Below are 13305 nucleotides of genomic sequence, written 5' to 3'. Positions count from 1 at the left end.
TGACGGTAACTTAGCCGATTGGCGTCACGGAAGGCGGCGAGGACCCGCCGCAAGGCTATCGCGACGATCGGAAAGCTTCATGGAGCAGGCCGGCGTGCCGCCCTTTATAATGCCGCTCTGATACCCATCTATAGTTTCAGTTCAAGTCGCGCGGCCTCGCATGGGCGAGCCGGGCGCCGTAAAAGGATTTCGATCATGCCCGCAACTTCCACGAAACACGCCAAAGTTCTGATTCTCGGTTCCGGTCCCGCCGGCTATACGGCAGCGGTCTATGCGGCGCGCGCCAACCTGTCGCCGGTGCTCGTCACGGGCCTCGCCCAGGGCGGCCAGCTGATGACCACGACCGACGTCGAAAACTGGCCTGCCGACGCCCACGGCGTGCAAGGCCCGGAACTGATGGGGCGCTTCCTGGAGCATGCCGAGCGCTTCAACACTGAAATCATTTTCGACCACATCCACACGGCCAAGCTGGACGAAAAGCCGATTCGCCTGATCGGCGATGCGGGCGAATACACCTGCGACTCGCTGATCATCTCGACCGGCGCATCGGCGCAGTATCTCGGCCTGCCGTCCGAAGAAGCATTCATGGGCAAGGGCGTGTCGGCTTGCGCCACCTGCGACGGCTTCTTCTACAAGCAACAACATGTGGCCGTGATCGGCGGCGGCAATACCGCGGTCGAGGAAGCCCTCTACCTCGCCGGTATCGCAAAGAAGGTCACGGTGATCCATCGCCGCGACAAGTTCCGCGCCGAACCGATCCTGATCGACCGTCTGCTGGCAAAAGAAAAGGAAGGCGTGGTCGAGATCAAGTGGAACAGCACGCTCGACGAAGTGACCGGCGACCAGTCCGGCGTGACCGGCCTGCGTATCAAGAACACGAAAACCGGCGACACCACTGATATCGCGGTGCAGGGCATCTTCGTCGCGATCGGCCACAAGCCGAACACGGATATTTTCGAAGGCCAGCTTGAGATGAAGAACGGCTACATCATCACCAAGGGCGGCCTGAACGGTTTTGCCACGGCAACCAGTGTGCCTGGCGTGTTCGCGGCGGGCGACGTGCAGGATCACGTGTATCGTCAGGCGATCACCAGCGCGGGCACGGGCTGTATGGCCGCGCTCGACGCCCAGCGCTATCTGGAAAGCGTCGAAGAAATTGGCGAGCACGTGATGAGCGCGGAAGCCGAGCGTTGATCGTCAGGTGAATCAGCCTCCCGCGAATCTGCGAGGATAAGCGCGACGGTAAAATGGTGGCTGGGTATGACCCGGCCACCTGCTTGACAGAAGGCCGCGGCGGGTAAGCCGGCGGCCTTTTTTGCGTCCTGACGCGTGTCATCTGCGTCGCGTGATCGATCTACTTCTCTGTGTATTACCCCTATGCCGAAGAATCAGCCCCACCCCAGCGAACCGAAGCGCGCCCGTGCAGTTGTCCGGCCCGCGCCCGAGGCGGCCGCACCCGCCGCCAAACCGAAGATCGAGCCGGCCGCGGGTCTCGCCGGCCTCGGCGCGTTGCGCGACGCGTTAAAGGGCGATGCGCAACGGCGTGAACGCGAGCGCACGGCCGCCGTAGCGGCGCAGCGCGAAGCCGCGGCGGACGCCGATCTGTTTCGCCGCGAGATCGGCGCGGTTGCGCCGCTGGCAATCCCGCCACGCGCCAGCTTGCCGCGCAATCCGCCGCCGCCGCTGCCGGTGCAAACCCGGCTTGACGAAGAAGCCGTGCTGCACGAAGCAATCTCCGACGAGTTCGATCCCGAGATCCTGCTCGACACCGACGAAACACTCTCCTATTGCCGCCCCGGCATCAGTCAGGAAGTCGTGCGAAAACTGCGGCGTGGCGACTGGATCGTGCAGGCGCAAATCGATCTGCATGGCATGCGCCGCGAGGAAGCGCGCGAGGCGCTGGCCGAGTTCATTCGCGAATCGGTGAAACGTGGCCTGCGGTGTTTGCGCGTGATTCACGGCAAGGGCCTTGGGTCGATCGGTAAAGAGCCGGTGCTGAAAGGCAAAGTACGCGCGTGGCTTGTGCAGAAGTCCGAGGTCATCTCTTTTTGCCAGGCCCGTCCGCATGACGGCGGCGCCGGTGCCGTGGTGGTGCTGTTGCAGCCGGGCGCAACGCCGGCTCAGCCCAGGTCCTGACGGAGTCCCGGTGATTCATCCGAGGCTGACGCTGGCGCTGGCCATCATGGAAGCGCTGGCTATTTTCGCGTACGCGATTTCCGGGTTTATCGAAGCCCGAACCCGGCGGCTCGACGCGGTGGGAACCTTCCTCGTCGGGATCGCGACCGCCTTCGGCGGCGGCACCCTGCGCGACGTGCTGTTGGAGCGGCGGCCCTTCTACTGGGTCGAGCATCAGGGCTATCTGATCGCAATCTTCGTGATGTCGCTGTTCGCGCCGACGCTGCTGAAAATGACGTCGCGCCTGCTTTCCGAGCGGGTTTTACTGGTGGCCGATGCGGTGGGGCTGGGTTTGTTCAGCGTGGCCGGCACGTCGATCGCACACGACGCGCAGATGCCGTGGTTCACGTCGGTCATGATGGGTGTGTTGACGGGCGTATTCGGCGGCGTGATCCGCGACGTACTGTGCAACGAGATGCCGCTGATCCTGCGCGATTCGCGGCCGTATGCGACATGCGCGTTTGTCGGCTGCTGGCTGTACGTGCTGCTGGACTACCTGAACGTCGATACGGTCTATAGCGTATTGGGCGCCACCGCCTTCATCCTGCTCGCGAGACTGGTGACATTCAGGTTCGACGTCCGTCTGCCTCACTAGGTTTGCTTCACTGCGCTTGCTTCATCGCACCTGTGTCGAATAAACCCGCCTCAAAAAAACGCGCGCCGTCTGAAACCAGGTGGCGCGCGTTTTGATCTGGCAGCAGCCTTACTTGTTGGTCGCCAACGCCCCCGCACTCTTCGAGCCGCCGAACAGCGCCGTCAGGTACTGGGAATTGTTGTTCATCGTCGCCATCAGCGTGTTGAGCGCGGTGAACTGATTCTGGTACTGCTTCGTCAATTGCGCGCTGTAGTTGGCGAGCGTGGTCTGCTGAGCCGTGATGCTCTTCAGATCGGCGTTCAACGCGGTGTTGCGCGTGTCGATGAGGCCGCCCGTCTTCACGAAATCGGTAATGCTCCTGTTCAGCTTGACGCCGATACCGTCAGTCGAGTTGAACAGCGTGGCAACCTGCGCCGGATTGCTGTTCAGCGACGCAGTCAGCTTCTTGCTGTCGATCACCAACGTACCGTCTGCCGGATCGCCCTTCAGCGAGATGCCAATCGCCCCCAGCGTCGCCATTGACCCTTTCGGACCGACGCCGCTGCCGATAATCGACGCCAGCGAGTTCTTGATCGTCGTCAGCGTCGAGTCGCCCAGCAGCGCGCCGCCGGTCTTCGACGTCTTGTCGTACGAGGACAGCGAGTTGATCGTCGTGACAACCGTGTTGTAGAGATTGGCGAAGTTCGTGATCGCAGTATTCCGCGCGGCCGTATCCGTCGCAATCGTCAATGTCTGCGTGGTGCCGACCGCGGCGCTCGACAGATTCATCGTAACGCCCGCGATCGCCGTCGCGACTGCGTTCGTGGCGCTGCTCGCCTCGATTCCGCCGACGGTAAAGAGCGCGTCCTGAGCGGCCTCGCTTTGCCGCCATGCCTTATTGGTATCCGACGACACGATCGTAGACCCCGCGCCATTCGCGCCGGGCGTCGAGCTTACGCCGAGGCTCGACAGTCCGTTGTCGTCCGCCACACCGCTGGTGGACACGTTGATCGTGTTGGCCGCGCCGGTGGCAGCCGAGCGCAGCACCAGGTGGGCGCCGCCCGTGCCGGTCACGATCGTGGCCGTGACGCCGGGATTGTTGCTTGCCTTGTTGATCGCGTTGGCGATGCCGCTCAACGTGTTGTTGCTGCTGTCGATCGTGACATCCATCGACTTGCCGCCGACCTGAAGCGTCAGCTTGCCGGTGCCCAGCCTGGCGGTGGCGTCGAATGCCGCCGAGGACAGGCTCTGCGACGCGGCGATCTGCTTGACGTCGATCGTGTAGCTGCCGGCCACTGCGCCGGCGCCGGCCACCGGGTCCAGGCCCTTGCCGCTCGCGGTGGCGCCAAAGGTCGACAGGGTGGTGCCGTCCGAGAGATTCTTGATGGCCGCCTGCAAGGCGGTCAGCGCCGAACTCAGCGCGCCGAAGGCGGACAGGGTCGTGCTGTCGCTCGTCTGTTTGGCCTTGAGCGCCGCCGTCTGGCCGGCCGTCTTGGCATTCACGAGGACCGACACCAGCGACGCCACGTCCATCGCCGAATTGCCGGTGGAACCGCTGATAATCGATTGCGCCGCTTGCTGCACCAGATTCTGCGCGTTAGCAGTCGCGCTATTCACAGACGTAGTGATCGTTGACATGCAAAGGCTCCGTGCGTCGAATTATTCGTTGTTTATTGCGTGACGCCCCGGTGGTCAGGCTTATTACGGCGGCAAACCGGCTACGTCGTGGCCACATCGTTTTATTACAATTTTTTCAAATATTACACTAACTTTCTTGAAAGGTTGTGACACTTCCGGGAATGAACCCGGTTCCGCAACGGGATCCGCACCAAAGTCGCGGGACGCTCCGCTGCATGCCTGAAGCCCTGGCGAAACACGCTATACGCCGACGCAGCGCCATGTCGACACACTCCGGTTCAGGCCGTCGATCTGCGTTTGCATACGCGTTGAGATCGCCAGCCCTGCTGCGTCGTCGGCCGCACGGTTGAGCCTGGGAGCGACCAACCCTGGGTCATCGTACCCGCACTATTACAATTGTTTCAAATGTTACGCGATATTTCACGACAGTAACGTGGAGTTTTGTCGTAGGAATGCGCTGGCGCGCAGACCCGGCGGATGGCGGAGAGTTGCCGGTGATTGTCGATTTCCGGCGTTACCGTTCGTCGTGCTGTAAACGGCCACTCCGACCGTCAGCGCGCTACTGCGCACCTCGCAACCGCCACAGGTGACCACGATGACCCTGAAGCTCTACGCCCACCCTTTCTCCTCGTACTGTCAGAAGGCGCTGACCGCGCTTTACGAAAACGGCACGCCGTTCGAGCTGCGCCTCCTTGCGCACGACGACCCGCAGGTCATGGCGGAATTCGCAGCCCTCTGGCCGATCAAGCGCTTTCCCGTTCTGGTCGACGGCGACCGGACCGTGATGGAGGCAAGCATCATCATCGAGTATCTCGGTCTGTATCACCCCGGACCGGTGCCGCTCCTGCCGGCTGACGCCCGCGCCGCGCTGGAAGTGCGCAGCATGGATCGCTTCTTCGACAATTACATCTCCACGCCGCAGCAAAAGATCGTCTACGACAGCCTGCGCGCCGAAGCGGAGCGTGATCCGCGCGCCGTGGCCGAGGCCCGCGACATGCTCGACACCGCCTACGGCTGGCTCGACAAGGTGATGGCCGGGCGCGAATGGGCGGCGGGCGATACGTTTAGCCTCGCCGACTGCGGCGCGGCGCCGTTTCTGTTCTATGCCGACTGGACGCATCGCATCAGCCCGGCTTTTGAGCACGTGCTCGCCTACCGCAAACGGCTGCTGGCCCGGCCATCGTTCGCCCGCGCGGTCGACGAGGCACGCCCGTACCGCCCACTATTCCCGCTCGGCGCGCCCGACCGGGACTGAACGCACCCGCCACGCAGCGGACATAAACGCACAAACAAGCCAAGGCTATTTCCAGGCGATACACTTCACTTCGAAACCCACTTCAGCCCATCACTCACAAGGCAAAACATGGACCGTTTCGAAGCGATGGAGATATTTACGCGGGTGGTTGAAGCGAACAGTTTCACCAAAGTATCCGAGTCGCTCGACCTCCCCCGCGCCAAAGTCAGCCGTACCATTCAGGCGTTGGAAGAGCACGTCGGCGTGCGGCTTCTGAACCGTTCGACGCGGCAGGTCAGCGTCACCGAAGACGGCGCGCTGTTCTACGAGCGTTGCGTGCGCATCCTCGCGGAGGTCACCGACGCGGAATCGTCTCTGTCGAACAAGCGCGAGAATCCGAGCGGCACGATTCGCGTGGATACCTCCGGCACGCTCGCCCGCGCGCTGCTGCTGCCCGCGCTCGACGATTTCTACCGGCAATACCCCGAGATCGACGTACGCCTCGGACTGGCGGATCGCAATATCGATCTGATTCAGGACGGGGTGGATTGCGTGATCCGCATGGGCACGCCGGAAGAGTCGAGTCTCGTGGCGCGGCACATCGGTCAGGCGCGGATCGTCACCTGCGCGTCGCCCGCCTATCTGGAGAAATTCGGCACGCCCGCCACGCTCGACGAGCTCAGCGAGCATCGCGCGGTCAACTACATTTCCGCGCGCAGCGGCAAGACCTTTCCGTTCGAATACGAGGTGGACGGCGAGATCGTCAAGGTCACGCTGAAGAGCGTGCTCGCGGTCAACGACGGCAGCGTCTACATCGGCGCGGCCGCGCTCGGTCACGGCATCATCCAGCCGTCACGCTTCATGGTCGCCGATCTGATTGCGCAAGGCGCGCTCAGGGAAATTCTCACGGACTATACGAGCCCCAGCACGCCGCTGTCGATCTTGTACGCACATCGCCGCAATCTGAGTTCACGGCTTCGCGCCTTCACCGAGTGGGTCACCGAACTTGCGCACAACAATCCGGATCTGCGCATCAAGGACGTTTGACGTCATCATGCGAGGGCGCCGCGTTCATCTTGCGGCGCCGATGCCAGCCTCGCCTGGCAAAAAGAAAGCCCCGTGCGGCTGACAACGCACGGGGCTTTCTTCAACTCGAATCGTCTGCCTGAGAACCCGCTTCAGGCAATCCGCTCTTCATTGGTCGGATCGAACAGCACGGCCTTCGAGGCATCGAACAGCAATGTCGTGGTCGACAGGGGCTGCGGATTCGAAGCCGGGTGCACGCGGCTCACGATGCGCTTGCCGTTCACCTGCGCGAACACCAGCGTATCCGGACCGGTCGGCTCGATCACGTCGACCTTCACGTCGATCGCCTGCAGGTTCGCGTGGTCGCCATGCGCACCGCGTGCGTCGGTGATCCGCTCGGGGCGTAGGCCGAGAATCACTTCGCGCCCGACGTGCGATTTCACCTTCGCTGAATCGAACGGCAGATTCAGCACGTTGCGCGCCGAGCCTGTATCCAGCTCGATGCCGACGCCCGAACCTTGCTCCACCAGCTTGCCCTGGATGAAATTCATCGGCGGCGCACCGATAAAACCCGCCACGAACAGATTCGCCGGCGAGTCGTAGATATCCTGCGGCGCGCCGAACTGCTGGACGATGCCGTCTTTCATCACCGCGATGCGGTCGCCGAGCGTCATGGCTTCGATCTGATCGTGCGTCACGTAGACGATCGTCGTGCCGAGACGCTGATGCAACAGCTTGATTTCCGAACGCATCTCGATCCGCAGTTTCGCGTCGAGGTTCGACAGCGGTTCGTCGAACAGGAACATCACCGGATCGCGCGCGAGCGCCCGGCCCATCGCCACACGCTGACGCTGGCCACCGGACAGTTGACCCGGCTTGCGGTCCAGCAGGTGCGTGATCTGCAGTGTGTTCGACACACGATCGACGATCTGCGCCTGCTCCTGCTTCGGCACCTTGCGGATGTTCAGACCGAACGAGATGTTCTCGCGTACCGTCATGGACGGATACAGTGCGTACGACTGGAACACCATCGCGATGTCGCGATCTTTCGGCGAGAGGTTGTTCACCGTCTTGCCGTCGATCTGGATCTCGCCCTTGGTGACGGTTTCGAGGCCGGCGATCATGTTGAGCAGCGTCGATTTCCCGCAGCCCGAGCCGCCGACGAGAATCAGGAACTGGCCGTCTTCGATGTCGATATTGACACCCTTCAGAACCGGCACCCCGTTCGGGTAAGTCTTGTACACGTCACGGATGGAAAGGCTTGCCATGCTGTGAATCCTCTTGTCTCTGGTACCGCTTGAAAACTCTGGTCGGATGACGGCGGCGCACTGTCAACGAAGCGCCGCCGCGATGCGTATAGGTTTGCTTCGGGCTTAGCCCTTGACTGCGCCCGCCGTCAGACCGCGCACAAAATAGCGGCCTGCGACGATGTAGACCAGCAGCGTCGGCAACGCGGCGATGATCGCGCCGGCCATGTCCACGTTGTATTCCTTCACGCCGGTCGAGGTGTTCACGAGGTTGTTCAGCGCCACCGTGATCGGCATCGAATCGACACCGGAGAACACAATCCCGAACAGGAAGTCATTCCAGATCTGCGTGAATTGCCAGATCAGGCACACCATGAAAATCGGCAGCGACACCGGCAGCAGAATCTTCGTGAAGATCGTGAAGAAACCCGCGCCGTCGATCCGCGCGGCCTTCACGAGCTCAGCCGGAATGCTCACGTAGAAGTTGCGGAAGAACATCGTCGTGAAGGCAATCCCGTAGATCACGTGCACCACCACCAGACCGGTCGTCGTGTTCGACAGGCCGAGCATGCCTTCGAAACGCGCCATCGGCAGCAGGATCGCCTGGAACGGAATGAAACAGCCGACCAGCAGCATAGTGAAGATCGGATCCGCACCACGGAAACGCCAGTGCGTGAGCACATAACCGTTAAACGCACCGATGATCGACGAGATCAGCACGGCCGGAATCACCATGCGCACGGAGTTCATGAAGAACGGTTGCATGCCGTCGCAACGCACGCCGGTACATGCACCGCTCCATGCCTTGATCCACGGGGCGACCGTCCAGTGAGTCGGCGGCGTGAGCAGGTTGCCGGTGCGCAACTGGTCGATGTCCTTGAACGACGTGGACAGCATCACGTACAGCGGAAACAGGAAATACAGGGCGAACAGAATCAAGGCCGCATAAATGACGGCACGGCTGATCGTCATCTTAGGCTGCATTGCGGGTGCTCCTCGATTCCAGATACATCAGCGGCACGAGCACGGCCACAACGGTCGCGAGCATCATCATCGACGATGCCGCGCCGACGCCCAGCTGCCCGCGATTGAACGAAAACGTGTACATGAAAATAGCCGGCAGCGATGAAGACGTACCCGGGCCGCCCGCGGTCAACGCGACGACCAGGTCGAAGGTCTTGATCGTGATGTGGCAGAGAATCAGCAGCACGGAGAAGAACACCGGGCGCATGCTCGGAATCACGATCTTGCGGTAAATGGTGGGCAAGCCCGCGCCGTCCATCTGCGCGGCCTTGAAGATTTCACCGTCCACGCCGCGCAAGCCCGCGAGGAACAGCGCCATCACGAAGCCGGTGGATTGCCACACGGCCGCGATCACGACGCAGAAAATCGCCTTGTCGGGGTCGCCGAGCCAGCTGAACGAGAAGCTCGTCCAGCCCCAGTCGTGGAACACTTTCTCGAGGCCGACGCTCGGCGTCATGATCCATTGCCACGCCGTACCCGTTACGATGAACGAGAGCGCCATCGGATACAGGAACACGGCGCGCAGCGCGCCTTCATTGCGAATCTGCTGATCGAGCAGGATCGCGAGGAACAGGCCGAGGCCGATACAGATCGCGATAAACGGAATGCCGAACCAGCCGAGGTTGGCAGCCGAGGTCCAGAACACGTCGTTATCGAACAGTTCGCGATAACGATCGAGACCGGCAAAATCGTAACGCGGCATCAGTCGCGAATTCGACAACGACAGATAGCCGGTAATAGCGATAAAGCCATACACGAAGATCAGGCTGATCACGACGCTGGGTGCGAGCACCAGCTTCGGAATCCAGCGATCGGCAAGGGCCGCCATCGGCGACGCGCGGCGGGCCACGGAAGCCGTGGTTTTCCCGTTTCCGCTGATAGAAGCAGTCACTACTCGACTCCTGCTGAAACTGTACCGCCGGGCCGCCCGCATGGAAAACGCGGGGCCGCAACGGCATAGGTGTGACTCGATGAAACCAGGGGTGAGGTCTCTCGCCCTAAGTAACGCAACTGCTGCAAGCACTCTGAAGCGTGCGCCCGGCGCCCACCAGGGGAACCGCCTGGCGCACTGCTTCACCTACACGGCTTACTTGGTCTTCGCTGCCTTCGCGAGCGCGGCAACCGCGGTCTTCGAATCTTCCTGCGAGTTCATGAACTTGGTGACCACGTCCGAGATCGCACCGGCTGCTGCATCCGGTTGCGCCATGCCGTGTGCCAGCGATGGCACATAGCCGCCCGACTTGATCGCCACCTGTTCATCCGCGTACGACTTCTTCGCGCAGTCGTCGAACTTGGCCATCGACACGCCCAGGCGAACCGGGATCGAGCCCTTGTACAGGCTGAACTGTTCCTGGAACTCCGGCGACATGATCGTCTTGGCGAGTGCGAGTTGACCCGGCGTTGCGCTCTTCTGCCCCTTCTGCTGGAAGAACACGAACGAGTCGACGTTGAACGTGTACGACTTTTCCGTACCCGGCACGGCGGCGCAGACATAGTCCGAGCCCGCCTTCTTGCCGGCGTTGGCGAATTCGCCCTTCGCCCAGTCGCCCATGAACTGCATGCCGGCCTTGCCGTTGATGACCATCGCCGTTGCCAGGTTCCAGTCACGGCCCGTGCGGCCCGCGTCGAAGTAACCCTGGATCTTGCGGACCGTGTCGAACACGCCAACCATCTGCTCCGACGTCAGCGTCTTCTCGTCGAGATCGACCAGCGCCTTCTTGTAGAAAGCCGGGCCTTGCGACAGCACGACGTCTTCCCACAGCGTCAGGTCTTGCCACGGTTGACCGCCCATCGCGATCGGCTGGATGCCCGCGGCCTTCATCTTGTCGGCGACCGCGAAGAACTCAGGCCACGTCGTCGGCACCTTGCCGCCTGCCTTGTCCAGTGCCGCCTTGTTGATGTACAGCCAGTTCACGCGGTGCACCGAGAACGGCGCGGCAACGTAATGGCCGTCTGCGTGCATGATCTTGTCGATTTCCGGCGGCAGATTCTTTTTCCAGTCGCCCGCTACCGAGTCGATCGGCACCAGCACGCCTTGCGAAGCCCAGTCCTGGATCAGCGGACCCTTGATCTGCGCGGCGCTCGGCGCGTTGCCCGAGATCACCTGCGTCTTGAGTGCCGTCATGGCGGCCGCACCCGCGCCGCCAGCAACCGCGAAGTCCTTCCACGTGTAACCTTCCTTCGTCATGTCGTCCTTGAGGACGCCGACGGCTTTCGATTCGCCGCCCGACGTCCACCAGTGCAACACTTCGATCGACTCGGCAGCCTGTACGGCCGAGACGCCACACATCAGACCTGCGGCGCACAAAGCGCCCATGATCGCGCGAAATTTCATTGCTTATCTCCTCCAGACACCTGAACAAAAAAACAAATGGCCCCTGATGTCGCCAGGGTGCTGTGGTTGGTTCAAACAGGCAAAACACTGGGCGATCGAGCACGGTCGGGCGCATGCTTCATGCATGTGCCGGCGGACCGATATCCGGCCGCTGGAAGCTCAAGAGATGAGTGGTTCGGGATGCAACTGACTGTCTCCTCTTTTGATTTTTGCCTGCCCGCGTCGCGCGCGGCAGACTCGAGGTGCCTCACACGTTAACCCTGACGCCAGACCCGCCTTCCGGCTTTCCGTAAGGGCCGCCGGGGGCATGCTGGCACGTGTCCGCACGCAATGTCCGTTAACATGCAGGTGACGCCTGCCGATTCGGGAAAACGCGCATCTAGCCTTACAGCGCACGCTTTTTTCATCGAATTAGCGCTACCTCTTGATTTGGATTGTAGTTAAACTACAATTCAGTGTCAAAAAATATTTTATCGGACTACGGTCGCCCTTCCTGATCACCACGGCGGCCCCAGGATATCGACGGAGACTCATGCAAACCGATTCAAGCTTCACCTTCGTTCTGTTCGGCGGAACCGGCGATCTGTCGATGCGCAAGATCCTGCCGGCACTGTTTGAAGCGCACCGTGCAGGTGGCATGCTGGCCGAAAGTGGCAAGATCTTCGCGGTGGCGCGGCATGTGGCGGATCGCGCCGGCTACCTGGAATGGGTCAATGAGCACGTCAAGCCGCACGTGTCGAAGAACGGTCTGGATGAAACCGCATGGGCGAGCTTTCTCGACCGTATCGAGTTCGTGAAGATCGACCTGGGCAAGCCCGAAGACTTCGTGCTGCTGCGCGACGCCATAAGCGGCCTGCCCGGCATTCGCGTGTTCTATCTGGCAACGGGTCCGTCGCTGTTCGTACCGATCTGCCACGCGCTGGCGTCGGTGGGGCTCAACGAAAATTCGCGCATCGTGCTGGAAAAGCCGCTCGGCTACGACCTCAAGTCGTCCAACGCAATTAATGATGCAGTCGGTGAAATCTTCGCCGAAGAACAGATCTACCGGATCGACCACTACCTCGGTAAGGAGCCGGTGCAGAACCTGCTCGCGCTGCGCTTCGGCAATGTGCTGTTCGAACCCTTGTGGCGTCGCGAATGGGTAGAGAGCATTCAGATTACGATTGCGGAAGAACTCGGCGTGGAAGCACGCGGCGACTTCTACGACAACACCGGCGCATTGCGCGACATGGTGCAGAACCACTTGCTGCAACTGCTTTCCATCGTCGCGATGGAACCGCCGCATTCGATGGACTCCGACTCGGTCCGTGACGAAAAGCTACGCGTGCTGCGCGCGTTGAAGCCGATCGATCCGCGCGATATCGGCAAGGTCGCGGTGCGCGGCCAGTATCATGCGGGTGTGATCCGCGGTCATGCGGTGCCGGCGTATGCAACCGAACCTGGCGTGAAACCGGACAGCACGACTGAGACCTTCGTCGCGCTGAAAGTGGAAATCGAGAACTGGCGCTGGGCCGGCGTGCCGTTTTTCCTGCGCACCGGCAAGCGTCTTGCGGATCGTGTCGCTGAGATCGTGGTGAATTTTCGTGCGGTGCCGCATTCTGCACTGGGCGCGTCCGCGTTGCGCGGCGGTGCGAACCGTCTCGTGATCCGTTTGCAGCCGAACGAGACCATTCGCCTTTACTGTCTGGCGAAGCAGCCGGGCGAAGGCATGAACCTCGCCAGCGTTCACCTCGACCTCGCGTTCGACCGGTTCTTCCGCGAAGGGCAGATGGAGGCGTATCAGCGTCTGTTGCTTGACGTCATCAACGGCCGTCTCGCGCTGTTTGTACGGCGCGATGAACAGGAAGCCGCATGGCGTTGGGTCGAGCCGATCCTCAACGAATGGGCCACGTCGAACAAGCCGCCCAAGCCGTATGCAGCAGGCACGTGGGGACCGGCCGCGGCGAGCGCGATGTTGGCGCAGCATGGCACCTGCTGGCTCGAGGAAGAGAATTGAATCAACTGAAGCACGGCGCCGCGCCTTGCCTGATTGCTATCCCGATCGGAGCACAGC

At 61.7% G+C, this 13305-nt stretch carries 11 protein-coding genes; 6 read left to right on the top strand and 5 right to left on the bottom strand.

The window, feature by feature from the left end:
- The first annotated feature begins 195 nt into the window (after positions 1 to 195).
- The 3 genes from trxB to AC57B6_RS04290 all read left to right on the top strand — a co-directional run bounded on the left by trxB (position 196) and on the right by AC57B6_RS04290 (position 2770).
- Positions 196 to 1194: a thioredoxin-disulfide reductase gene (gene trxB, locus AC57B6_RS04300; protein WP_028196756.1), complete on the top strand. Its 999-nt coding sequence runs from the start codon at positions 196 to 198 to the stop codon at positions 1192 to 1194.
- A 183-nt stretch (positions 1195 to 1377) separates the two neighbouring features.
- Positions 1378 to 2136, top strand: coding sequence for a Smr/MutS family protein (locus AC57B6_RS04295; RefSeq protein WP_496420753.1), 759 nt, complete (start codon positions 1378 to 1380; stop codon positions 2134 to 2136).
- Positions 2137 to 2149: 13 nt separating this feature from the next.
- The gene (locus tag AC57B6_RS04290; RefSeq protein ID WP_106352861.1) at positions 2150 to 2770 is read left to right on the top strand and encodes a trimeric intracellular cation channel family protein; all 621 of its coding nucleotides are present in this window, start codon (positions 2150 to 2152) and stop codon (positions 2768 to 2770) included.
- 108 nt (positions 2771 to 2878) lie between these two features.
- On the opposite strand, the gene fliD is transcribed toward AC57B6_RS04290, so the two are convergent.
- Positions 2879 to 4387 (bottom strand): flagellar filament capping protein FliD, encoded by a 1509-nt coding sequence (gene fliD, locus AC57B6_RS04285; RefSeq protein WP_496420752.1) that lies wholly within the window; start codon positions 4385 to 4387, stop codon positions 2879 to 2881.
- A gap of 595 nt (positions 4388 to 4982) precedes the next feature.
- Between fliD and AC57B6_RS04280 the strand changes: the two genes are divergently transcribed.
- Both AC57B6_RS04280 and AC57B6_RS04275 read left to right on the top strand, forming a co-directional pair.
- Positions 4983 to 5642, top strand: a complete 660-nt coding sequence (locus AC57B6_RS04280; RefSeq protein ID WP_028196752.1) for a glutathione S-transferase family protein — start codon at positions 4983 to 4985, stop codon at positions 5640 to 5642.
- A gap of 108 nt (positions 5643 to 5750) precedes the next feature.
- Positions 5751 to 6668, top strand: a complete 918-nt coding sequence (locus AC57B6_RS04275) for a LysR family transcriptional regulator (protein WP_028196751.1) — start codon at positions 5751 to 5753, stop codon at positions 6666 to 6668.
- A gap of 131 nt (positions 6669 to 6799) precedes the next feature.
- On the opposite strand, the gene AC57B6_RS04270 is transcribed toward AC57B6_RS04275, so the two are convergent.
- From AC57B6_RS04270 to AC57B6_RS04255, 4 genes are all read right to left on the bottom strand, one after another.
- Positions 6800 to 7915: an ABC transporter ATP-binding protein gene (locus AC57B6_RS04270; RefSeq protein WP_028196750.1), complete on the bottom strand. Its 1116-nt coding sequence runs from the start codon at positions 7913 to 7915 to the stop codon at positions 6800 to 6802.
- 105 nt (positions 7916 to 8020) lie between these two features.
- A complete protein-coding gene (locus AC57B6_RS04265) occupies positions 8021 to 8878 on the bottom strand; it encodes a carbohydrate ABC transporter permease (protein WP_028196749.1) in 858 nt (285 codons plus the stop codon).
- Positions 8868 to 9809: a carbohydrate ABC transporter permease gene (locus AC57B6_RS04260; protein WP_028196748.1), complete on the bottom strand. Its 942-nt coding sequence runs from the start codon at positions 9807 to 9809 to the stop codon at positions 8868 to 8870. The genes AC57B6_RS04265 and AC57B6_RS04260 overlap by 11 nt, the downstream gene beginning before the upstream one ends.
- Before the next feature lie 195 nt (positions 9810 to 10004).
- A complete protein-coding gene (locus AC57B6_RS04255; protein ID WP_496420751.1) occupies positions 10005 to 11252 on the bottom strand; it encodes an ABC transporter substrate-binding protein in 1248 nt (415 codons plus the stop codon).
- A 532-nt stretch (positions 11253 to 11784) separates the two neighbouring features.
- On the opposite strand from AC57B6_RS04255, the gene zwf reads away from it, so the two are divergent.
- Positions 11785 to 13248 (top strand): glucose-6-phosphate dehydrogenase, encoded by a 1464-nt coding sequence (gene zwf / locus AC57B6_RS04250; RefSeq protein WP_028196746.1) that lies wholly within the window; start codon positions 11785 to 11787, stop codon positions 13246 to 13248.
- Positions 13249 to 13305: the final 57 nt, after the last annotated feature.

It is taken from the genome of Paraburkholderia sp. BGA-UO-ETr-F12, from assembly GCF_059567945.1.
The sequence above is the reverse complement of the archived record's forward strand: the minus strand, read 5'-3'. Positions and strand labels throughout refer to the sequence as shown.

Bases quoted from the DNA above. Each gene is read 5' to 3' on its own strand.
- AC57B6_RS04295 (WP_496420753.1), top strand. From the start codon at position 1,378: ATGCCGAAGAATCAGCCCCACCCCAGCGAACCGAAGCGCGCCCGTGCA.
- zwf (WP_028196746.1), top strand. From the start codon at position 11,785: ATGCAAACCGATTCAAGCTTCACCTTCGTTCTGTTCGGCGGAACCGGC.
- AC57B6_RS04280 (WP_028196752.1), top strand. From the start codon at position 4,983: ATGACCCTGAAGCTCTACGCCCACCCTTTCTCCTCGTACTGTCAGAAG.
- trxB (WP_028196756.1), top strand. From the start codon at position 196: ATGCCCGCAACTTCCACGAAACACGCCAAAGTTCTGATTCTCGGTTCC.
- AC57B6_RS04270 (WP_028196750.1), bottom strand. From the start codon at position 7,915: ATGGCAAGCCTTTCCATCCGTGACGTGTACAAGACTTACCCGAACGGG.
- AC57B6_RS04255 (WP_496420751.1), bottom strand. From the start codon at position 11,252: ATGAAATTTCGCGCGATCATGGGCGCTTTGTGCGCCGCAGGTCTGATG.
- AC57B6_RS04275 (WP_028196751.1), top strand. From the start codon at position 5,751: ATGGACCGTTTCGAAGCGATGGAGATATTTACGCGGGTGGTTGAAGCG.
- fliD (WP_496420752.1), bottom strand. From the start codon at position 4,387: ATGTCAACGATCACTACGTCTGTGAATAGCGCGACTGCTAACGCGCAG.
- AC57B6_RS04265 (WP_028196749.1), bottom strand. From the start codon at position 8,878: ATGCAGCCTAAGATGACGATCAGCCGTGCCGTCATTTATGCGGCCTTG.